Here is an 18,903-nt window from a genome sequence, read left to right as displayed (position 1 = left end):
CTGAACCGGCTCGGCCCCTGAGCCGGCGTCACTCCCCCGGGCGGTCCCAGGGTGACGGGTCGTCGCGCAGCCGGCTGTAGAGGTACCCGTCGCGCCACCGCCCGGCCCGAAACTCGCAGGCCCGCACGACGCCTTCGAGCTGGAAGCCGGCCTTCTCCAGCGACCGCTGCTCGGCGACGTTCTCCGGGTGGGTGCCGGCCTGGATGCGCTGCGCCGGGCTGTGCTGGAACAGGTAGTCGCAGAGCAGCGCCTGGGCTCGCCAGCCGATGCCGCGTCCGCGCCACGCCGGCAGCAACACGATCCCGATCTCCCAGTACGACGCCCTGCCGCTGTAGCGCCCGGAGACGTAGCTGACCAAGCCGGCGGCGGCCTGGTCCGGCTCGACCTGGACGATGAGCCGCCCGTCGTCGGCGCCCAGCCAGCCGTCGGCGGCGAACCGCCGCGCCGGTGCGCCCGAGTCCCGGAAGCCGGACCAGTCCAGCCCGATCAGCCCCGGCTCGGTGCAGAACCGTCGGAACATCTCCAGGTCGGCCTCGGCGACCGGCCGCAGTCGCACCGTGGGTTCCCCGCCCGCGTACGTCGCGCCAGGCGCTGACTGTCGCTCGTTCTCCATCACGCCGTTTCCCTCCTCGGTGGCGGCAAGGACGTTGTGGCCGGGGCCGTCAGCGGCTGTCATGCGCGGCGACCAGGCGCTTCGGCGCCCGGTTGCGCCAGGCGTGCTCGATCAGCTCCCGCATGCGCTCCTCGGTGACCGTGGACAGGTCGACGCGGAGGCCGACGAAGATCCGGCCGTTCCGCCACACCTCCTCATAGGTGTCCGGCTGGTCCGCGGGCGCCGTGCTGGCCTCCGCCTGCCCGACACACACGATCGCGTGCGCGTCGCCCTTCTCCAGGTGAGCGAGGAGCTTGTCCGCGACGCGGAAGCCGGGCAGCCGGAAGTGTGGCTTCTCGACGACCTCCGGCAGAGCCATCGCGTAGCTACGGATGTCAGCAAGCCTGATCATGGGTCGAGGACTCCTCGTTGTCGTCGCGGTAGTCGAACCCGTGCTGACGTCAGGTTACGGCTGGCGACGCCGCCGGTGCTGCGCACGCGTCCTTTTTGGACACCCATTGCCATCGACGTGTGTCGTAGGCTGGTGCGGCGCGGACATCGATGTCAATGAGGGGACCGCCTGTGAGTGCTTCCGGAACGGACCGCACCCTGTCCCGACGGCACGTGCTGGGTGTCGGGGCCGGCGCTGCCGGTGCCGCGTTGCTTGCCGGCACGGCCGAGGCGGCGTCCGCCGCGCCGGGTGGCCCGAAGCGCGCGTTGCGTGCGCCGGTGCTGGTGCCCGGTGACCGGGTCCGGGTCGTGTCGCCCGGCGGCACTCCCAACCCGGACAACATGGCCCGCGGTGTGGAGATCCTGCGGAGCTGGGGCCTGGTGGTCGAGCTGGGCACGCACGTCTTCGCCAGGTACGGCTATCTGGCCGGCACCGACGCGCAGCGGCTGGCCGACCTGAACGCGGCGCTCAACGATCCCGGGGTCCGTGGTGTCTTCGGCGCCCGTGGCGGCTACGGCACCCAACGGATCGTCGATCGGATCAGTGTGGCCGGGCTCCGTCGCGATCCCAGGGTGGTCGTCGGGTTCAGTGACATCACCAGCATCCACGGCCGGCTCTGGCGCGAGGCCGGGCTGGTCACCTTCTACGGCCCGATGGTCAACTGGAGCGACAGCCGCACCGGCCCGGAGTCGGCCGAGTCGCTTCGCCGGGCGGTGATGACGACCGCACCCGTCACCATCGCCCGGGATCCTGCCGAGACGGCGGCGCCCGTGCTGGTGCCGGGCCGGGCGACGGGTCCCCTGCTCGGCGGTTGCCTCACCCTGATCTCCACCTCGCTGGGCGCCGCTGACGCCCCGAAGTTCGACAACGCCATCCTGTTCTTCGAGGACGTGGACGAGGCGCCGTACAGCATCGACCGGATGCTGACCGAGTTGCGCCGGGTGGGCGTGCTGTCCCGGGTCGCCGGGGTGGCCATCGGGCAGATCACCAACAGCGTCGGTGGTCCGAACGAATGGGACGCGGCGGCGGTCCTGAAGGACCGCCTCTACGACCTGGGCGTACCGGTCCTCGGCGGGCTCCGGCTGGGCCACGGCAACGGTCAGCTCACCGTTCCGCTCGGTTCGCAGGCCACGATCGACGCCGTGGCGGGAACGCTGACGGTCGAGCCGGGAGTCCGTCCCCGGTAGCCGGCGCAGCGCCGGCTGGTCCGAGGCGTCGTGCGGGGCTCGCCGGAGGGCGGGTCCGGGGGCGATGTCCCCGGTGAACGTCATACCTCACAGTCATATTTATGACTCACAGTCATATCCCCTACGAGTACGCCCGCCGCGGCGACCGCCGGGGCAACGGCCTGGTCGTCGACCTGACCGATCTCGCCGACGTGTGGGCGTGGCACGACCGTCTTCCGGCCGAGCCGCGTCGTGGCGCCGGCCGCTCGCGTACCTGTCGTTGATGATGGGTGCCATGACGTCAGTGGGCGCGCAGCGGGTGCGGGATGCGAACGGCGCGACGCACAGTCCTGTGGAGCAGCGACTGATCGAGTCCGTCGCCCGCGGCGAGGTGCTGGATCTGGCCGGTGACGGGCCGGTCGGTGATGCGGCGATGCGGTCCTGGGGCGACGATCGGACGATCTCCGCTTCGGTCATCCGTGACCTGGTCCGCGGCCGGGTGGTCGACGCGCCCGACCCGCACGGCCTGCGGCTGCGCGGAGCACGGATCGCCGGCCAGATCGATCTGGAGAACATCGCCAGTGAGCTGGCGCTGGAGCTGCGCGACTGCCTCCTGCCCAGCGGCGTGAACCTTCGCAACGCCCGGCTGGCAGCGGTGGCCCTGACCGGGTGCCGCATCGAGCAGGCGCCCGGTTCCGCGGACGCGGCACTCGACGCCACCCGCTGCACCGCGTGGGTGCTCTCACTCGACGGGAGCACGGCCACCGCTGATGCCGCCGCCGGCACCGTTCGGCTCGCCGGCGCACGCGTCGGCACGTTGGACTGCCGCGGAGCGCGGTTGGCCAACAGCTCGGGCCCCGCCCCGCCCTGGACGCCGACGGCCTCCGGGCCGACCAGAGCGTGTTCCTCAATGACGGGTTCGCCGCCAGCAGTCCCAGCGCACGCGGCACTGTCCGGCTGCTCGGCGCCCACATCAGCGGGCAGCTCAACTGCCGTGGGGCACGGCTGGAGAATACCGCCGGGCCGGCGCTCAACGCCGACAACCTCCGGGTCGACCAGGACGTGCTGCTGTCGAACGGCTTCACCGCCAGCAGCGCCAGCGAGCAGGGCACCGTCCGGCTGCTCGGCGCCCACATCGGCTCGTTGAGCGCCGGCGGTGCGCGGCTGACGAACACCGCCGGACCGGTCCTCGACGGCGACGTCCTCAGGGTCGACCGGGACGTGGCCCTGGACGACGGTTTCACCGCCACCAGCACCAGCGAGTGGGGCACCATCGGCCTGGCCGGCGCACACATCGGCGGAATCCTGGCCTGCGGCGGCGCGCGACTGGAGAACACGATCGGCCCCGCCCTCGACCTCAACAGCGTCCGGGTCGACCAGGACGTGCTCCTGGATGACGGATTCGACGCCATCAGCGGCGGTGACGAGGTGGCGGTGCTGGCGCTGGCCGGAGCGAGGATCGCCGGCGGTCTCCGCTTTGACACCGATCGGATGACGCGCACGGCGCCCGGTCCGGGACCGCTGATCGAATTGGACGGGCTCACCTACAGCGGCCTGCCGCGCCCCGCGTCACTGCCGGGCTGGTTGACCCTGCTGCGCGAGCACACGCCCCGTTACAGCGCCCAGCCCTACCAGCACCTCGCCGCCGCCTACCGGGCCGTGGGCCACGACCGCGACGCCCGCACCGTCCTCATCGCCCAACGCCGCGACCAGATCCAGCGCGCCGGGCTGACCGTCGCCGAACGGGCGTGGGGTCGTCTCATCGGCATCACCCTCGGCTACGGCTACCAGCCCTGGCGTGCCCTGCTCATGCTCCTCGCCACACTGGCGCTCGCCGTCACCCTCAGCGTCATCGGCGGCCACCACGGCGGCCTCGCGCAGAAGCCGGTCACCAGCGCTGCCGCCGGCTGCACGACCATCGACCAGATCGGTGTCGGCCTCGACCTCGGCACCCCACTGCTCAGGACCGGCGCCCGCGACCGCTGCCAACCCACCGACGCCGCTGCCGGTCAGATCCTTATCATCGCCGGCTGGATCCTGCAACTGCTCGCCTGGAGCTTCGCCACCCTCTTCATCGCCGGCTTCACCAGCGCGGTCCGCAAGACCTGACCTGCTCCGCCGGCGGGCGCGGCTCTGCGGTGCTCAGCCGCGCGGGGTGGGAACTCCGAAGAGATCGGTGATGCCGCCGGGAAGCTGGGCGAGCAGGTCGTGACGCTGGTCGTCGTCGAGCGCCTCGGCCACGGTACGCAACACCGCCTGGGCGTGTTGACGTACCTGGTCCGCGTTCGCGACCTGCTCCCGGTCACCGACGTTCTTCAGGAACTCGCCGACGTCCCACCGACGGCCCTGCGGGTTACGGGTGACCGACGCGTCCAACCCCTTCGGTAGCTGTGCCGCGAGGTGGTCGGCCTCCTGTCCGGCGAGTCGTTCGCCGAGCACCGACAGGACGGCCTGTATGGACCGCACGGCCTCGTTCTCGCCGAGGCCCGCGCGCTTCCGTACCGTGGCGATCATCTGCTCGTACTCCATGACCCGCTCCTTCCGTCTTCTCGACCGGCCGTCAGGCCTGCCGGCGGACGAACGGGGCGAGTTCCCAGGCTCCCTGACCGCAAACGGGGTCGCCCGTCGACCCGGACACCCGGCCGTCGGGCGGGAAGGACCTCACATCTCGCCGCGAACCATGCGGATCAGCCGGTCGAGGACGCGGCCCTCGCTCACCCGCAGGCCGTCGTGCTCGTACTCGTTGGTGATCCAGGGGCGCAGGCCGCGCACCGCTCGCGCCGTGGCCAACGAGTCGTCGGTGTCGACGTACATGTCGTCGTGGTAGATCGCGGCGGCGACCGGCACCTCGTTGCGGGCCAACTGCTGCGGGTCGTACAGGTCCGGCCAGTCCGTGCGCCGCGCCAGCAGCTCCGCCGCCTCGCCCAGCGGTTCCAGCGACGGATCGGTGCCAACCATCCACGGGTAGATCATCTCGCCGGTCAGCAGCACCGGTCGGCCCTCCGCCAACGCCCGGTCGGCGTCGAACTGCGGGAACTCGGCCCGTACCGTCTCGGCCGCCCACCCGGTGGCGGCCGGCGACACCGAACGCTGGCCGTAGATCGACTCGTGCAGCAGCGCGTAGAGCGGGCGGCTCGCGTACGACAGGTGGCCCTGGACCTCGGCGAGGAACGGGTCGGAGAGCTGCGGGCCGGGCACCCCGGGCAGGAAGGCGTCTTCGAGCAGGTAGTGCAGGGTGTGCGACCCGTTGCCGGTGCCCAGCGTGATGCCGATCGCCTGGAACGCCTCGGCGGTCAGCAGCCCACCGCCGGGCAGGCGCACCTCCCGCTCCCGCAGGTGCCGCACGACGGCCCGGACGGTCTCGACGTCCTCCGGGTAGCGCGTGTAGTGCGCCTCGACCTTGCGCTGCACGCGTGGGTAGGCGGCCCGGTAGACGTGCTGAGCCGTGCTGCGCAGGCCGGGCAGACCGCCGGTCACGAGGGCCTCGCCGACGCCCTGCGGCGCGTACGACAGGTAGGTGAGGGTGCAGAAGCCGCCGTAGCTCTGGCCGAGCAGGCTCCACCGCCCGTCCTCGCCGAGGAGTTCGCGGCGGATCAGCTCGCAGTCGCGGACGATCGAGTCGGCCCGGAAGTGCGCCAGATACCGGGCCTGCGCGGCGGCGTCTCCGCGCCGCGGCAGCGTGTGCCGGTCGGCGGAGGTGGACCGGCCGGTGCCGCGCTGGTCCAGCAGCAGCACCCGGTAGTCGTCCAGCGCCCGGTCCAGCCAGCTGTCCCGGCCCACCGGGCGCGGTGACCGGCCGCCAGGCCCGCCCTGTAGGAAGAGCAGCCAGGGCAGCGGCTCGTGCTGCTTGCCGGCGGCCACGACCTCGCGGGCGTACACCTCGATCCGCTCGCCGGCCGGGTCCGCGTGGTCGAGCGGCACCTGGAAGCGAAGGTCGGTGATGACGGTGCCTGGTTGGCGGTAGGTCGGCACGGGTGGTCCCTTCCCGGAGGTTGTCCCTGACCGGACATATTCTGACCGGCCACCGGAACCTTCTCCCCGCCCGTTGGTGGAACTGGTGGAAGAAGGGGGGTGGCGGTGTCCGACGGTGATCTGATCTCCGAGCTTTACGCCAGCTGTTTCCGGCGTCTGGTGGTCCAGTTGTACGCGGTGACGGGCGACCTGAACGAGGCGCAGGAGGCGGTCCAGGAGGCGTTCAGCAAAGGCGCTGGCCGCGCCCCGACGTTTCGCCGAGCTGGAGAACCCGGAGGCGTGGCTGCGCCGCGTCGCGGTGAACGTGGCGCGCAGCCGGTACCGGCGTCGGCGCGTACTCGATGGGCTGCTGCGTCGGATCGGTCCACCGCCGGCGGTCGCGGACCACTCGCCGGAGCACCTCGCCCTGCTCGCCGCGCTGCGCGGGCTGCCCGAGGGGCAGCGTTCAGGCTCGCACCCTGAGCAGGGGCGGACGTGTGCCGGCAGCCCCGCCACACGTCCGGCCCATTGACAGTCTCCTCATCGAGGGCCTACACAGGAGTTCGACGCCCATCTATGACAACGATGTCATCCGGGCGTCGTCACCTCGAAGGAGGGTCCGCCTCATGCCCCGATCAGGCCCGTCCCGTCTGCTCAGCCTGCTGGCGACAGCCATCACCGGCACGTCCGTCCTCGTCGCCGTCGCCGCGCCCGCCGCCGCGGCGCCGCTCAACCTCACCTCGTACGTCAACCCGTTCATCGGCACCGACGACAGCAACGCACCGAACCCGGTCGGCGGAGGCGCCGGCGGCAGCACCGTCCCCGGCCCGATCCAGCCGTTCGGGATGGTGCAGCTCAGCCCGGACACCCCGACCGCCTCACCGTCGGGGTACCGGTTCAGTGACACCCAGATCGAGGAGTTCAGCCTCACCCACTTCAACGGGGCCGGCTGCGCCAACAACGAGGACCTCGGCATCCTCCCGATCACCGGCGCCCTCGGCTCCTCGCCGGGCACCGCCTGGACGTCCTACCGCGCCACCCAGAACAAGAGCCAGGAGCAGGCCCGGCCCGGTTTCTACCAGGCGGTGCTCAGCAACTACGGCAACACCAGGGTGGAGGCCTCGGCCACCACCCGCACGGCCGCCCTGCGACTGACCTACCCGTCCACCACCAGCGCCCGAGTGCTGATCAACACCAGTCGCAGCGCCACCGGCAACCGGGCCGGCTCGCTCGCGATCAACGGGTCGACCGTGACCGGCAGCGTCACCGGCGGTGGATTCTGCGGCAGCTCGAAGACGTACCAGATCTTCTACCGGATGGAGTTCGACCGCGCGCCGAGCGGCACCGGCACCTGGCTCGGTGGCACCGTCACCGCCGGCGGCACCAGCGTCAGCGGCACGAACTCGGGCGGCTATCTCACCTTCGACACGTCCGGCAACGCGGTCGTGCAGGTCAAGATCGGGATCTCCTTCGTCAGCCAGGCGGGCGCCGCCGCCAACCTCGCCGCCGAACAGTCGGGCTTCGCCTTCGACACCGTCCGCACCAACGCCGACGCCCAGTGGAACAGCGTCCTGAACCGGATCCAGGCCACCGGCGGCACGGCCGCCGACCTGCAGAAGTTCTACACCGCGCTCTACCGCGTCTTCATCAATCCCAACATCTCCAACGACGTCAACGGGCAGTACCGCGGCTTCGACAACGCCATCCACAGCGCGAGCCATCCGGTGTACCAGAACTACTCCGGGTGGGACATCTACCGCTCGTGGGCGTCGCTGATCGCCTACCTCGCGCCGCAGGAGGCCGCCGACATCGCGAAGTCGATGGTGCTCGACGGCCAGCAGGGCGGCCTGCTGCCGAAGTGGTCACACAACCACAACGAGGCGTTCGTGATGACCGGCGACCCGGGGCCGATCATCGTGGACAGCATCTACCAGTTCGGTGTCCGTGACTTCGACACCGCCGCGGCCCTGGCGCTGATGAAGAAGAGCTCGGCCGGCGGCACCACCCAGGGCAGCCCGATCCGGGGCCGCCAGAGCGGCTACGTGCAACGCCAGTACATCGACGGCGATCCGTCCGACTCGTTGGAGTACTCGGCGAGCGACTTCGCCGTCGCCCAGTTCGCCCGCGCGCTCGGCGACACCGCCACGTACAACACGCACATGACGCGCGCCCAGTGGTGGCGCAACACCTTCAACACCGAGTCGAGCTACGTGCACCCGCGCAACGCCGACGGCACCTGGCCCTGGCCACTCGACCCGGCCAGCCAGTCGAACTTCGTCGAGGGCAACGCCTCGCAGTACACCTGGATGGTCCCGTACAACTTCGCCGGCCTGATCAACCTGATGGGTGGGCGGCAGACCGCGATCCAGCGGCTGGACCACCACTTCACCCAGACCAACGGCGGGCAGTCGCAGCCGTACTTCTACATCGGCAACGAGCCGGAGCACGGCGTGCCGTGGGCGTACCACTTCGCGGCGGCGCCAGCCGGCACGAGCGCCGCCGTACGACGGATCATGAACGAGTCGTTCACCACCGGCGCCGGCGGACTGCCCGGCAACGACGACCTCGGCGCCACCTCGGCGTGGTTCGTCTGGTCGGCGCTCGGCATGTACCCGCCGACCCCGGGCGCGGACACCCTCGCCCTGCACGGCCCGCTCTTCCCCTCGATGCTGGTCGACCGGCCCACCGGTGATCTCCAGATCACCGCTCCCGCCGCCAGCCAGGGCAACCAGTACGTCCAGGGCCTCTCGGTGAACGGCACATCGACGCAGCGGACCTGGCTGCGGTACGAGGACATCGCCGGGGGCGGCACCCTGGCGTACACGATGGGCGGTGCGCCGTCGGCCTGGGGCACCGACCCGGCCAACGTGCCGCCGTCGTTCAACGACGGGTTCACCCCACCGCCGGCCGCCCCGGACCTGGGCACCAACCTCGCCGCCGGCAGGCCCGCCACCGGCTCCGCCGCCTGCAACAGCGCCGAGGGCCCGGAGAAGGCGTTCGACGGGCGGCTCGGCAGCACCAGCAAGTGGTGCTCCCTCGCTGCCGGCACGAAGACCCTCCAGGTCGACCTCGGCGCCAACCAGACGGTGCGGTCCTTCGTCGTCAAGCACGTCGGGCTCGGCGGCGAGACCACCGGCTGGAACACCGGCGCCTTCACCATTCAGACCAGCTCCGACGGCACCACCTGGACGACCCGCGCGACGGTGACCGGCAACCGGTCCAGCCGCACCTACCACCCGATCGGGGCGGTGACCGCCCGCCACGTCCGGCTCGCCATCACCACCCCCACCAACAACGGCAACGGCGCCGCCCGCATCGCCGAGTTCGAGGTGTACGGCGGCGCGGCGGCCACCAACCTCGCGCTGAACCGGCCGGCCGTCGCCGACTCCCAGTGCGCCAGCACCGAGGGGCCGGAGAAGGCCGTCAACGGCAGCACCTCGGGCGGCAACACCGACAAGTGGTGCTCGACCGGCGCCAGCAAATTCCTGCGGATCGACCTGGGCGCGACCCGCGCGATCACCAGCATCCGCGTCCTGCACGCCGGGGCGGGAGGCGAGAACCCGGCCTGGAACACCCGGGACTTCGACCTTCAGGTGTCCCCTGACGCCGCCACCTGGACGACCGCGGCGCAGGTTCGGGGCAACACCGCCGACGCCAGCGAGCATCCGGTCTCGGCCAGTGGCCGGTACGTACGGGTGAACGTGCTCACCCCGACCCAGACCACCGACGGGGCCGCACGTCTCTACGAGGTGGAGGTGTACGGGTGAACACCAGATTCCTCTCCGCCGTACTGGCCGCCGTGCTCGCCACCGGCCTGTCCGCCGCCGGTGCCGGGCCGGCGGTGGCCGGCCAGACCAGCATGCGGGCCGCCGATCCGAGCGTGATCCGCGTCGGCAGCACGTACATCTCCGTCCAGTCGCTCGACGGCGGGATCGCCGTCCGCCAGGCATCGTCGACCGACGGGCTGGCCGCCGCTCCCGCCCACCGGGTGTGGTCGGACACCCGCAACCTGGGCGAGGTCTGGGCTCCGGAACTCGTCACCGACGGCGGCCGCTACTACATCTTCTTCTCGGCCGGGCGCGGCCCCGCACACCGCATGTACGCGATCAGCTCGGCGTCGCCGGCCACCGGCTACACGGCCGAGAGGCAGCTCGCGCTGCCCGGCGGCAAGTGGGCCATCGACGGCAGCCTGTTCACCTTCGACGGGCAGCGGTGGTTCGTCTGGTCGGGGTGGGCCGGCGACACCAACGTCGAGCAGAACATCTACCTCAGCCGGATGAGCGACTCGCTCACCCCGACGGGCAACCGGTTCATCATCTCGCAGCCCCGGGAGAGCTGGGAACGCGTCGTCGGCAACCCGTACATCAACGAGGCCCCCGAGGCGATCAGGGACCCCAACGGGCAGCTGCACATCGTCTACTCCGCCAACGGCAGTTGGAGCAACCAGTACTGCCTCGCGGACCTGCGCCTGCGGGCCGGCGGCGACCCGACCTACGTGTGGGACTGGTACAAGTCGAACGGCTGCCTGTTCGGCTCGAACCGGGCCACCATGATGGCCGGCTGGGACCCCACCCTGCACGTCGACGGCCCCGGCCACCACAGTTTCGTCCTGCTCAACGGCGACATCGCCACGAGCCCGCCCGCTGGGCCTAGGTTCCCGCTGATGTTCCACGCCGTGCCGAAGGGCACCCCGTACTCGTGGGCGAACCGCTACTGGTACACCGGCACCTTCTGCTGGTGGGGAAACACCACCTACCGCCGCGCCAACGTGCCCGGCCCGACGACCGACACCGGGTTCAGCATCAAGTTCTTCGAGTGATCCGCACGCTTCAACGGCCGACGCCGGCCAGCGTGGCGAGACGCGCCACGCTGGCCGGCGTCGGGTGAGCGACGACGGTCAGAAGGTCACGCTGACGCCGGCCGCCTTGCACGCGGCGGTGATGTCCGCGCCGGCCGTGTTAGCGTTCCATCGCGCCCCAGATGGGCCTACCCCCCGGAGGTTGTGGCTACTTCAGCCGCCACGCCGAGATCAACACGACGTACGTGTGTCTCGCGCGGAGTCCGGGGCGTCGGCGCCCTCGGGGCTTTGTCATCGGTGCGGTTGGTGGACGCCGCGGGCTTCCGGTCGGGTCTTCGGATCGACCGGGAAGACGGCACACATGGCAGTCACGTTCAACCACACCATCATCGCCACAAAGGACACGAGCGCGTCGGCCGCGTTCTACCGGGAGCTGTTCGAGCTGCCGGAGGCGCCATCGTGGGGGCCGTTCGCCAACGTCCTGCTCGACGAGGGCGTGCTGCTCCAGTTCGCCGAGCCGCCGGTGGACATCCAGATGCAGCACTACGCGTTTCTCGTCGACGACGAGTTGTTCGCGCGGTGCTTGGCGCGCATCGAGGGGCGCGGCATCACGTACTGGGCCGACCCGCAGATGAAGCGGGAGGGCGAGACCAACACCGAGCACGGCGGGCGGGGCTTCTACTTCTTCGACCCGGCGGGGCACGCCATCGAGATCATCACGCGGCCGTACCTGTAAGCCGCACGGGATGCCACTTTAACCCGCCATAGACATAGGCGCGCACGCATAGCCGGCTAATTCCGGCGGGACTTCGAATAGAGACCCTGGTGGATATCTTAGCGAAATATTTGTTCGGGACGCATAGACGGAGGTGTCGGTGAGACACAGAAGACGATTGCGGTCAAGACTCGCCGCAGTGGTTGCGGCACTGGTCGCCGCACAGGTGGGGCTCGTCGCCGCCCCGGCGTCGGCAGGGGAGAAACGCCTGTGGGAGGTGGAGGTCGCCAAGATCCCCACCGCCAAGTACACCCGCGACGCGAAGGTCTACATCACCGAGTCCGTCCAGGCCCTACGGCCGTACGTGGATGGCGGGCTGGGAGACAGCCGGATCGCCCCGGTGCTGGCGGACGTCGAGAGCCGGTATTTCGACGGCGCACGGCTCAAGAGCGCCGGCGACGGTGCGACGGTGTTCGACAACCTCCAACATCTGGAGTCGTTCCTCAAGAGCCGGCTCACCGGCGCGAGCCCGCCCAACGGCGAGGCCGAGCAGGCACATGTGGTTGCGCTGGTGGAGACCTTGTCCGGGTTGCGCCTGCTGGCGGACGCCGCGATCCAGGATGCCGAGGCGACGATCGGGCCATTCCGGGCCAGCCCGCCGCCCGCGCCCGCCCCGGCTGGCCTGGCCCAGGCGTTCGCGGACCTGGACGCGGCCAAGGTCAGCCTGGCCAAGGCCGACACCATGCTGGCCAAGGCCAATCCGACCCCGGCGACGGTCCATGCGGCGAAAGCCTGGGACAACGGCTTCCGCGTCCTGACCCGGCTGGGCATCACCTACAACGGCGACCACGATGACGACGGGGTCATCGATGTGATCGAGCTGCGGTTCGGGTCCAGCCCGCTGCTGGTCGACTCCGACGGCGACGGGTTGACCGACAAGTTCGAGATCACCGAGTTGGCTGGCTGGACCCGACCCAACGCCGTCGACAGCGATCAGGACGGGGTCGCCGACGGCGCGGAGGACGTCGACGGCGATGGCCTCACCAACCTCGACGAGCAGCGGCTCGGCACCTCGCCCACCAACCCGGACACCGACGGCGACGGTGCCACTGACGGTGCCGAGGTGGCCCAGGGCAGCAATCCGCTCGTCGCCGACCAGCCACGCGCTCCGCCGACACCCGGCGACGTCCCGCCAATCGTCCCCGTCCCCACGGACACCGACACCGACGGCGACGGCCTGCCGGACCTCGTGGAGGAGGACGGCCTCACCGATCCCGCCAACGTCGACACCGACGGCGACGGGCTCTCGGACTTCACCGAGGACGACCTCTCGATCAACCCCCGTGTTCAGGACACCGACGGGGATGGTCTACGCGACGACTACGAGGTCGCCAACGCCGAGTCCCATGGCCTCGACCCTGGCCGATTCGACGAGCAGATCAGCAAATGGACGTACGTCTCCGATTTCCTGCTCGGCATGTTCGCCGGCGACTTCGCCGAGAAGGACTCGATGGCGTGGCTCGCGGGCAACCTGTGTGGCGGCGGGCTGAGCGTCATCCCGGTCGTCGGCTGGATCCTTGGCGGGCTCGCCGACATCCGCGACACCATCGCCGCGCTCATCCACGGCGAGTGGGTCAGCGCGGGTCTCAGCATCCTCGGCGTCGTCCCCTACGTCGGTGACGCGGTCGCGCTCCCCGCCAAGGTCGCGAAGTTCGTCCTCAAGTACACCCACCGCCTCATGCCGGCGGCCCGGTTCGTCGCCAAGTACGACAAGATCCCCGACACCGTTAAGGAGCTCACCTACGAGCTCATCATGCCGGAGGTCTGGGCAGCCCTCGTCGAACCGGAGGGTATGGCGGCCGCCGCCAGCGGCAAAATCAGCAAGGGCAACTTCGATCGGCTGCTCAGAGGTGAGCGCACCGATCTCCAGAAGATCCACTTCGCGCTCAAGGCGGTGGGCAGCAACGGGCGGAATCTGCACGTCCCCGGCCCCGACGTCAGGTGGGCCACGGGCCGTAACGACGGTCAGAACATCTTCGTCGACGAACTCATGGGATACCGTGACGACACCACTCGCGGCCGGCCCCAACTCTGGCTGAGGCAGGCCGGCGTGCCAGGGCAGTTCGAGCCCAGCGGCCGGTCGACCGACTATGGCGAGTACAGCCCTGAAGGCTGGGTCATCCACGAGGTCAAGACCGGCGTCCCGACCGAACACGACCGCCACAACCTCGTTCAGTGCGATGAGGACAGGTGGTACGCCGACCCGGCCAACCAGGACAAGATCCTGGCGGACAACAAGATCAACCCACAGTTCCGAGACACAAAGATCAAGGGAGCACAATGGCACTTCATGCCACACGGTGGGTATAACTCACTCGGCCCATCGGATCTTGTGCTCGATTGTCTGAAGAAGAACAACATCCCCTTCACCATTCACTTCCCGCTGAGCTAGCCGGGTTCGTCGGGGGCCGGGCCGCCAGCCCGGCCCCCGACGCGTTCACCACGAAGGAACATGCGCCCATGACAGTCGAACCACCTCCCTACGCGGTGCCCGACGTCGAGTCCGAGGACCCCACCGGCGACCCGGGCTACGTCCTCTACCGCGTCGACCGACTCGCCGGCTTCCCTCCGGTCGCCGCGGCCACCGGCCGCACCCCGAGCGTCATTCCGGCGATCTGCTCGGACGACAGCGTGATGCGGGAGGTTTTCGCCCAGAGCCGCGACGCGCTCTCCCGGCAGCTCTGGGTCGGTACCGACGACGGGCTGCGCTGGGAGTTGAGCTTCGGCGACGGTGTCAAGTTCATCGTCGACACCGGGGACGAGCCCGTGGATCTGCTCCGGGACGCTCTGGAGGCGCAGCCCTGCGTCCGCAACGCCGAACGCTACTGCGACGAGAACTTCAAGGTCGAAACGACCCGGGTGCTGCGGGCCGACGAGATGGCTGCCTCCTTCATCGACACGGTCGTCACCGCCCACCGCGAGTTCGCCCGTCGCCAGGGCATCGATCTGCCGTACTGAGGCCAGCACGGTGCTTTACGGTGCGGGTCGACGGCACACGAGGAGGAACGACGATGGCTGCGTCCGTACGACGTCTGGCGACCGCGGTGGCCACGGCGTCGACCCTGGTTTCGTTGGGGGCGTGCAGCACCGGTGACGCAGCCGAGGTGCGGACGCCGGGCACGGAGGTGACGGTCACCCCGTCGCCGGCCGCCCAGCAGGAGTTCCAGCGGTTGGAGAAGACGTTCGAGGCGCGGCTGGGGATCTACGCCGTCGACACGGGCACTGGTCGCAGGGTGGAGTACCGGGCCGACGAGCGATTCGCGTACGCCTCGACGTGGAAGGCGTTGGCCGCCGCCGAGGTGCTGGACGAGACCACGGACGCCGAGCTGGATCGTGTCGTGCGGTACTCGGCGCAGGACCTGGTGTCGTACTCACCGATCATCGAGAAGCACGTCGCCGAGGGCATGAGCCTGCGCGCCGTCGCCGACGCCGCCGTGCGCTACAGCGACAACACGGCCGGCAACCTGCTGCTGCGTCACCTCGGGGGGCCGCAGCGGTTCGAGAAGGAGCTGCGCGAGGTCGGTGACACGGTCACCGACGCGGCCCGCTACGAGACCGAACTCAACGAGGCGACGCCGGGTGACACGCGGGACACCAGCACCGCGCGGGCTCTGGCGGACGACCTTCGGGCGTACGCCGTGGGGGACGCCCTGGAGCCCGCGGACCGCGACCTTCTGTGCGGCTGGCTGCGGGGTAACACCACCGGTGGGGCGCTGATCCGTGCCGGGGTGCCGGCGGGCTGGGTCGTCGGGGACAAGACCCGCACCGGGGGGTACGGCACCCGCAACGACATCGCCGTGATCTGGCCGCCCGACCGCGCCCCGATCGTCCTCGCCGTGCTGTCCAGCCGGGGCGAGAAGGACGCCACCCACGACGACGCTCTCATCGCCCAGGCCACCAAGGTGGTCGTCGCCCAGCTGTGACTTCCGGCGGTCACTCCACCGTCCAGGCGATGGCGGGAGGGTGGACCCGAGCGCACAGCGGCCCGCCTGCGGCATCGGTCAAGCCGACTCGGCCGACCAGCGTCCCACTGCCCTCGTGTGCGGCGCGGAGCAGCTCGGTCGGGATGTCGGTGAACATCAACTTCGCCCGTCTGAACATCGCGAAGCCGTCCTCGGTCACCGCGCCCCAGCTCAGGTACAGGAACCGTGCTCCGGGACGCCCGTGCACCCACGGCCCTCCGACATCCAGCATCCCGTCGATCTCCCGGCTGGACACCTCGAAGCGCCAGGTCGTCGTCGCCGCGTCGGCCGGCACCTGATCGACCACCTCGGCCTTGCGCTGGACCCCGACGTGCACGTTGCCGAGCCGCAGCGCGTCGGCTTCCGCACTGGCGCGCCGCCCCGGAAGGTCGCTGCCGTCGATCCGGATCCGCATCCCACCGACTCTAGTGCGGCGGCCGCCGTTCGATATTCCGCTGGTGGGAGCGGATGGACGTGGCGCGGCGCTAGAGCGTCGCCGATGCGCGCGGCGTCAACCGGCCGACGAGAAGGTTCCGCCGGCCACCGCGAAGCTCACCAGAATCGCGCCGGCCAGTGGCACGGCCACCGCGACGGCGAGCGCCCGCCGACGATGCGACCCGCCGGTCAGCACCACGATCAGCAGGCCCAGCGCAAGGTCGATGGCCACGTTCCACCACGCGCCGGGCGGGTAGTTGGGGTCGGTCGCCTTGCCGGCGAACCGGGCCGCCTCCTCGAAGAACACGGCGGCCGGCAGCGCGGTCCCGACGACCTGCCGCCACCCCGCGCCGCGCGCCCAGGTCCCGCCGGTGCCGAAGACCACTCCGGCGAGCACGCCGAAGAGCATCCAGACCAGCGACGACGGCGCCCAGAGCATCGCGAGGTCGTCGCCTTGCAGGAGTGCCGCCGCGAGGTAGTAGCTGGGCACCGCGACGACGAGCAGGACGGCGGCGCCGAGTGCCGAACGCAGCCGTCCGGACCGCGCCCAGTAGCCGAAGAAGGCGGCGACGGCCCAGGTCGCGGTGGAGTTGCCGAGTTCGGCGATGGGGTACGGCAGCCAATTGATCCAGCAGAAGTCGAGGAAGCCGAGCAGGAATCCGCCCGCCACGGAGGCGAGCGCCACCGTCCGGTCACCAGGTCGCATGGCCGCAGAGCATACCGAGTATGCCCCGGCCGGCCTGGTCGGCCCTCGTCTGCGCGATCGGTCTGACAGAGGCCGGATCTAGGTTGCCGTGTTGTCGTACTCCGTCTGGTGGCGGCGGATTTCGACGTGGTGGTCGGCGGACCAGGCGGCCAGGGCCAGGACGGTGGAGAGCAGCGACGTGCCCAGTTCGGTGAGGGCGTACTCGACGCGGGGCGGGACTTCCGGGTAGGAGGTCCGGGTGACGAGGCCGGTGCGCTGCAGGTGCTTCAGGGTCAGCGTGAGCATGCGCTGAGAGATGCCGGGGATCGCGTCGCCCAGGTTCGAGTAGCGGATGGGGCCGTCTGCGAGCGTACCGATGATCAACACGCTCCACTTGTCGCCGACGAGGTCCAGGACCTCGCGGATGAAGTCGGCGTCCTGGTCGTTCCAGTGCGCACAGGGCCCTGGCGCGGCCCGGACGTTCGCCCGGACGTTGGTTCGCCTCCGTCGCAGATCCTCGCCACTCATACCCGCCACCCCTCCGTCAGCCGGTTGCCACGCACATGAATGTACCTTTTGTGGCTCTCCGATTCTAATGCATCATGGGGCTACGAACAGGAAGTGAGAAACGAGGAGGAGTGCCATGAAGATCGAGTTCTGGTCGGACATCGTCTGCCCGTACTGCGGGCTGATGGATCACCGGCTCCACCAGGCCCTGGAGCGGTTCGAGCACGCCGACCAGGTGCAGGTGATCCACCGGTCGTTCCAGCTACACCCCGACCTGCCCCGTGAGGGTGTCAGTCAACGGGAGTTGATCAAGATCGCCGGGGCCCCCGCGACGACCGTGGACCGGGTCCTGCGGCCAATCGAGCGGGCCGCCAAGGCGGAGGGCCTGACGCCCTACCACGCGGTCGACCGCACGCTCGGCCCGACGGACTTCGCCCACGAACTGCTCGCCTACGCGACCGACCAGGGCCGCGGCAACGAGATCTGGTCGGCCATGTTCCGGGCGCACTTCGGGCAGGCCCGCAAGCTGTGGACGACCGAGGAGGTCCTCGACTTCGCCGCCGAGGTGGGCCTGGACCGCGCCGGGGCCGCCGAGGCCCTGCGCAGCCGCCGCTACCGGGCCCGGTTGGCGGCCGATCAGCGCGAGGCACAGCGCCTCGGGGCTCGCGGCGCGCCGTTCCTCGTGTTCGACGGCCGCTTCGCGGTGCCCGGGGCGATCGGCCTCGACGACCTGCTCGCGGTCATGGCCAAGGCGTGGGACGAGAGTCATCCCACTCCGCAGCCGCTGCCGGTTATCGCCGACGCCGAGGGCATCTGCGCCCCGGACGGGTGCGCGGTACCCGACCGCACCATGTGAGCCGCTCGCCCCAGGCGACGGATTTCCCGCTATCAACCCGAGCCGACCGCTCGGGGCAGCAGACACGGACCCACGAGGGCCCGAGACACCGAATTGGAGTTAACAGCCATGTCAGATCTGCAGGCGCAGGACAGTGCTCTGATCCTGATCGACCACCAGGTCATCTCGATGGGGTTCATCAAGACCCAGTCGCCCGACGTCGCCAAGTTGAACAGCATCACCCTGGTGAAGGCGGCGAAGGTCCTCGACATCCCCAACGTCTGGACCAGCAGCACCGAGGACGACAACCAGGACTGGTGGATGCCCGGACTGGAGGAGATCAACCCGGAGGCCTATGCGAACCGGATCAAGCGCACTGGGATCATCGACTCCTGGGACGACCCGAACTTCGTACGGGCCGTCGAGGCCACCGGCCGACGGACCCTGATCATGGCCGGCACCACCAACGACGGCTGCCTGATCTACACCGCGCTCAGCGCCAAGCGGGCCGGATACGACGTCTACGCGGTGCTCGACGCCGGAGGATCGGTGTTCCAGATCTCCGAGGAGGTGGCGCGACTGCGCATGACGCAGGCCGGCGTCACCCTGACCACCACCGCCGCAGTCCTCGGCGAACTCGCCAAGGACTGGGCCACGCCGCACGGCCAGCAGATTCGTCAGATCCTGGCCGACAACTTCAAGACCGTACTCGGTGGATTCGGGTTGGCGAAGTAGGCGCGGCGCCC

The 18,903-nt window shown here is 70.2% G+C and carries 18 protein-coding genes; 11 read left to right on the top strand and 7 right to left on the bottom strand.

Annotation, left to right across the window (positions count from 1 at the left end; translation table 11 throughout):
* Window positions 1–28 precede the first annotated feature (28 nt).
* The gene (locus ABZU69_RS29915; RefSeq protein ID WP_354967652.1) at window positions 29–676 is read right to left on the bottom strand and encodes a GNAT family protein; all 648 of its coding nucleotides are present in this window, start codon (window positions 674–676) and stop codon (window positions 29–31) included.
* The gene (locus ABZU69_RS29910; protein WP_354967651.1) at window positions 663–1,004 is read right to left on the bottom strand and encodes an MmcQ/YjbR family DNA-binding protein; all 342 of its coding nucleotides are present in this window, start codon (window positions 1,002–1,004) and stop codon (window positions 663–665) included. Before ABZU69_RS29910 ends, ABZU69_RS29915 begins: the two co-directional genes overlap by 14 nt.
* Before the next feature lie 305 nt (window positions 1,005–1,309).
* Between ABZU69_RS29910 and ABZU69_RS29905 the strand changes: the two genes are divergently transcribed.
* The 3 genes from ABZU69_RS29905 (at window position 1,310) to ABZU69_RS29895 (ending at window position 4,318) form a co-directional block, all read left to right on the top strand.
* Window positions 1,310–2,230 carry an LD-carboxypeptidase gene (locus ABZU69_RS29905; RefSeq protein ID WP_354967708.1) on the top strand — a complete coding sequence of 307 codons (921 nt, stop codon included), beginning with the start codon at window positions 1,310–1,312 and terminating at the stop codon, window positions 2,228–2,230.
* A 101-nt stretch (window positions 2,231–2,331) separates the two neighbouring features.
* Window positions 2,332–2,493 carry a hypothetical protein gene (locus tag ABZU69_RS29900; protein WP_354967650.1) on the top strand — a complete coding sequence of 54 codons (162 nt, stop codon included), beginning with the start codon at window positions 2,332–2,334 and terminating at the stop codon, window positions 2,491–2,493.
* A 616-nt stretch (window positions 2,494–3,109) separates the two neighbouring features.
* Window positions 3,110–4,318, top strand: a complete 1,209-nt coding sequence (locus ABZU69_RS29895) for a hypothetical protein (protein ID WP_354967649.1) — start codon at window positions 3,110–3,112, stop codon at window positions 4,316–4,318.
* Window positions 4,319–4,351: 33 nt separating this feature from the next.
* On the opposite strand, the gene ABZU69_RS29890 is transcribed toward ABZU69_RS29895, so the two are convergent.
* Both ABZU69_RS29890 and ABZU69_RS29885 read right to left on the bottom strand, forming a co-directional pair.
* Complete coding sequence (locus ABZU69_RS29890; RefSeq protein WP_354967648.1) at window positions 4,352–4,738, bottom strand: DUF2267 domain-containing protein; 387 nt, start codon at window positions 4,736–4,738, stop codon at window positions 4,352–4,354.
* A 132-nt stretch (window positions 4,739–4,870) separates the two neighbouring features.
* Complete coding sequence (locus ABZU69_RS29885; RefSeq protein WP_354967647.1) at window positions 4,871–6,181, bottom strand: alpha/beta fold hydrolase; 1,311 nt, start codon at window positions 6,179–6,181, stop codon at window positions 4,871–4,873.
* A 605-nt stretch (window positions 6,182–6,786) separates the two neighbouring features.
* Here ABZU69_RS29885 and ABZU69_RS29880 point away from each other — a divergent pair.
* From ABZU69_RS29880 to bla, 6 genes are all read left to right on the top strand, one after another.
* Window positions 6,787–9,927: a GH92 family glycosyl hydrolase gene (locus ABZU69_RS29880; protein ID WP_354967646.1), complete on the top strand. Its 3,141-nt coding sequence runs from the start codon at window positions 6,787–6,789 to the stop codon at window positions 9,925–9,927.
* Window positions 9,924–10,979: a glycoside hydrolase family 43 protein gene (locus ABZU69_RS29875; RefSeq protein WP_354967645.1), complete on the top strand. Its 1,056-nt coding sequence runs from the start codon at window positions 9,924–9,926 to the stop codon at window positions 10,977–10,979. Before ABZU69_RS29880 ends, ABZU69_RS29875 begins: the two co-directional genes overlap by 4 nt.
* Window positions 10,980–11,319: 340 nt before the next feature.
* Window positions 11,320–11,694, top strand: coding sequence for a VOC family protein (locus tag ABZU69_RS29870; RefSeq protein ID WP_354967644.1), 375 nt, complete (start codon window positions 11,320–11,322; stop codon window positions 11,692–11,694).
* A gap of 178 nt (window positions 11,695–11,872) precedes the next feature.
* Window positions 11,873–14,125, top strand: a complete 2,253-nt coding sequence (locus ABZU69_RS29865; RefSeq protein WP_354967643.1) for a hypothetical protein — start codon at window positions 11,873–11,875, stop codon at window positions 14,123–14,125.
* Between the two features lie 68 nt (window positions 14,126–14,193).
* Window positions 14,194–14,691 carry a hypothetical protein gene (locus ABZU69_RS29860; protein WP_354967642.1) on the top strand — a complete coding sequence of 166 codons (498 nt, stop codon included), beginning with the start codon at window positions 14,194–14,196 and terminating at the stop codon, window positions 14,689–14,691.
* A 53-nt stretch (window positions 14,692–14,744) separates the two neighbouring features.
* On the top strand, window positions 14,745–15,656 hold the full coding sequence (gene bla / locus ABZU69_RS29855) for a class A beta-lactamase (RefSeq protein WP_354967641.1): 912 nt from the start codon (window positions 14,745–14,747) through the stop codon (window positions 15,654–15,656).
* A gap of 10 nt (window positions 15,657–15,666) precedes the next feature.
* Here the strand turns inward: bla and ABZU69_RS29850 are convergent, their stop codons facing one another.
* The 3 genes from ABZU69_RS29850 to ABZU69_RS29840 all read right to left on the bottom strand — a co-directional run bounded on the left by ABZU69_RS29850 (window position 15,667) and on the right by ABZU69_RS29840 (window position 17,343).
* Window positions 15,667–16,110, bottom strand: coding sequence for a DUF5990 family protein (locus tag ABZU69_RS29850; RefSeq protein ID WP_354967640.1), 444 nt, complete (start codon window positions 16,108–16,110; stop codon window positions 15,667–15,669).
* 96 nt (window positions 16,111–16,206) lie between these two features.
* Window positions 16,207–16,836, bottom strand: a complete 630-nt coding sequence (locus ABZU69_RS29845) for a DUF6518 family protein (RefSeq protein ID WP_354967639.1) — start codon at window positions 16,834–16,836, stop codon at window positions 16,207–16,209.
* A gap of 78 nt (window positions 16,837–16,914) precedes the next feature.
* Window positions 16,915–17,343 carry a helix-turn-helix domain-containing protein gene (locus ABZU69_RS29840; RefSeq protein ID WP_354967638.1) on the bottom strand — a complete coding sequence of 143 codons (429 nt, stop codon included), beginning with the start codon at window positions 17,341–17,343 and terminating at the stop codon, window positions 16,915–16,917.
* 115 nt (window positions 17,344–17,458) lie between these two features.
* On the opposite strand from ABZU69_RS29840, the gene ABZU69_RS29835 reads away from it, so the two are divergent.
* Both ABZU69_RS29835 and ABZU69_RS29830 read left to right on the top strand, forming a co-directional pair.
* A complete protein-coding gene (locus tag ABZU69_RS29835; RefSeq protein ID WP_354967637.1) occupies window positions 17,459–18,178 on the top strand; it encodes a DsbA family oxidoreductase in 720 nt (239 codons plus the stop codon).
* A 108-nt stretch (window positions 18,179–18,286) separates the two neighbouring features.
* Window positions 18,287–18,892 carry an isochorismatase family protein gene (locus ABZU69_RS29830; protein ID WP_074309497.1) on the top strand — a complete coding sequence of 202 codons (606 nt, stop codon included), beginning with the start codon at window positions 18,287–18,289 and terminating at the stop codon, window positions 18,890–18,892.
* Window positions 18,893–18,903 lie beyond the last annotated feature (11 nt).

It is taken from the genome of Micromonospora sp. NPDC005206, assembly GCF_040608175.1.
Taxonomy (GTDB): Bacteria; Actinomycetota; Actinomycetes; order Mycobacteriales; family Micromonosporaceae; genus Micromonospora.
The sequence above is the reverse complement of the archived record's forward strand: the minus strand, read 5'-3'. Positions and strand labels throughout refer to the sequence as shown.

Coding starts and splice junctions, on each gene's coding strand:
- ABZU69_RS29915 (WP_354967652.1), bottom strand. CDS start 676: ATGACAGCCGCTGACGGCCCCGGCCACAACGTCCTTGCCGCCACCGAG.
- ABZU69_RS29910 (WP_354967651.1), bottom strand. CDS start 1,004: ATGATCAGGCTTGCTGACATCCGTAGCTACGCGATGGCTCTGCCGGAG.
- ABZU69_RS29900 (WP_354967650.1), top strand. CDS start 2,332: ATGACTCACAGTCATATCCCCTACGAGTACGCCCGCCGCGGCGACCGC.
- ABZU69_RS29890 (WP_354967648.1), bottom strand. CDS start 4,738: ATGGAGTACGAGCAGATGATCGCCACGGTACGGAAGCGCGCGGGCCTC.
- ABZU69_RS29880 (WP_354967646.1), top strand. CDS start 6,787: ATGCCCCGATCAGGCCCGTCCCGTCTGCTCAGCCTGCTGGCGACAGCC.
- ABZU69_RS29870 (WP_354967644.1), top strand. CDS start 11,320: ATGGCAGTCACGTTCAACCACACCATCATCGCCACAAAGGACACGAGC.
- ABZU69_RS29860 (WP_354967642.1), top strand. CDS start 14,194: ATGACAGTCGAACCACCTCCCTACGCGGTGCCCGACGTCGAGTCCGAG.
- bla (WP_354967641.1), top strand. CDS start 14,745: ATGGCTGCGTCCGTACGACGTCTGGCGACCGCGGTGGCCACGGCGTCG.
- ABZU69_RS29850 (WP_354967640.1), bottom strand. CDS start 16,110: ATGCGGATCCGGATCGACGGCAGCGACCTTCCGGGGCGGCGCGCCAGT.
- ABZU69_RS29845 (WP_354967639.1), bottom strand. CDS start 16,836: ATGCGACCTGGTGACCGGACGGTGGCGCTCGCCTCCGTGGCGGGCGGA.
- ABZU69_RS29840 (WP_354967638.1), bottom strand. CDS start 17,343: ATGAGTGGCGAGGATCTGCGACGGAGGCGAACCAACGTCCGGGCGAAC.
- ABZU69_RS29835 (WP_354967637.1), top strand. CDS start 17,459: ATGAAGATCGAGTTCTGGTCGGACATCGTCTGCCCGTACTGCGGGCTG.
- ABZU69_RS29830 (WP_074309497.1), top strand. CDS start 18,287: ATGTCAGATCTGCAGGCGCAGGACAGTGCTCTGATCCTGATCGACCAC.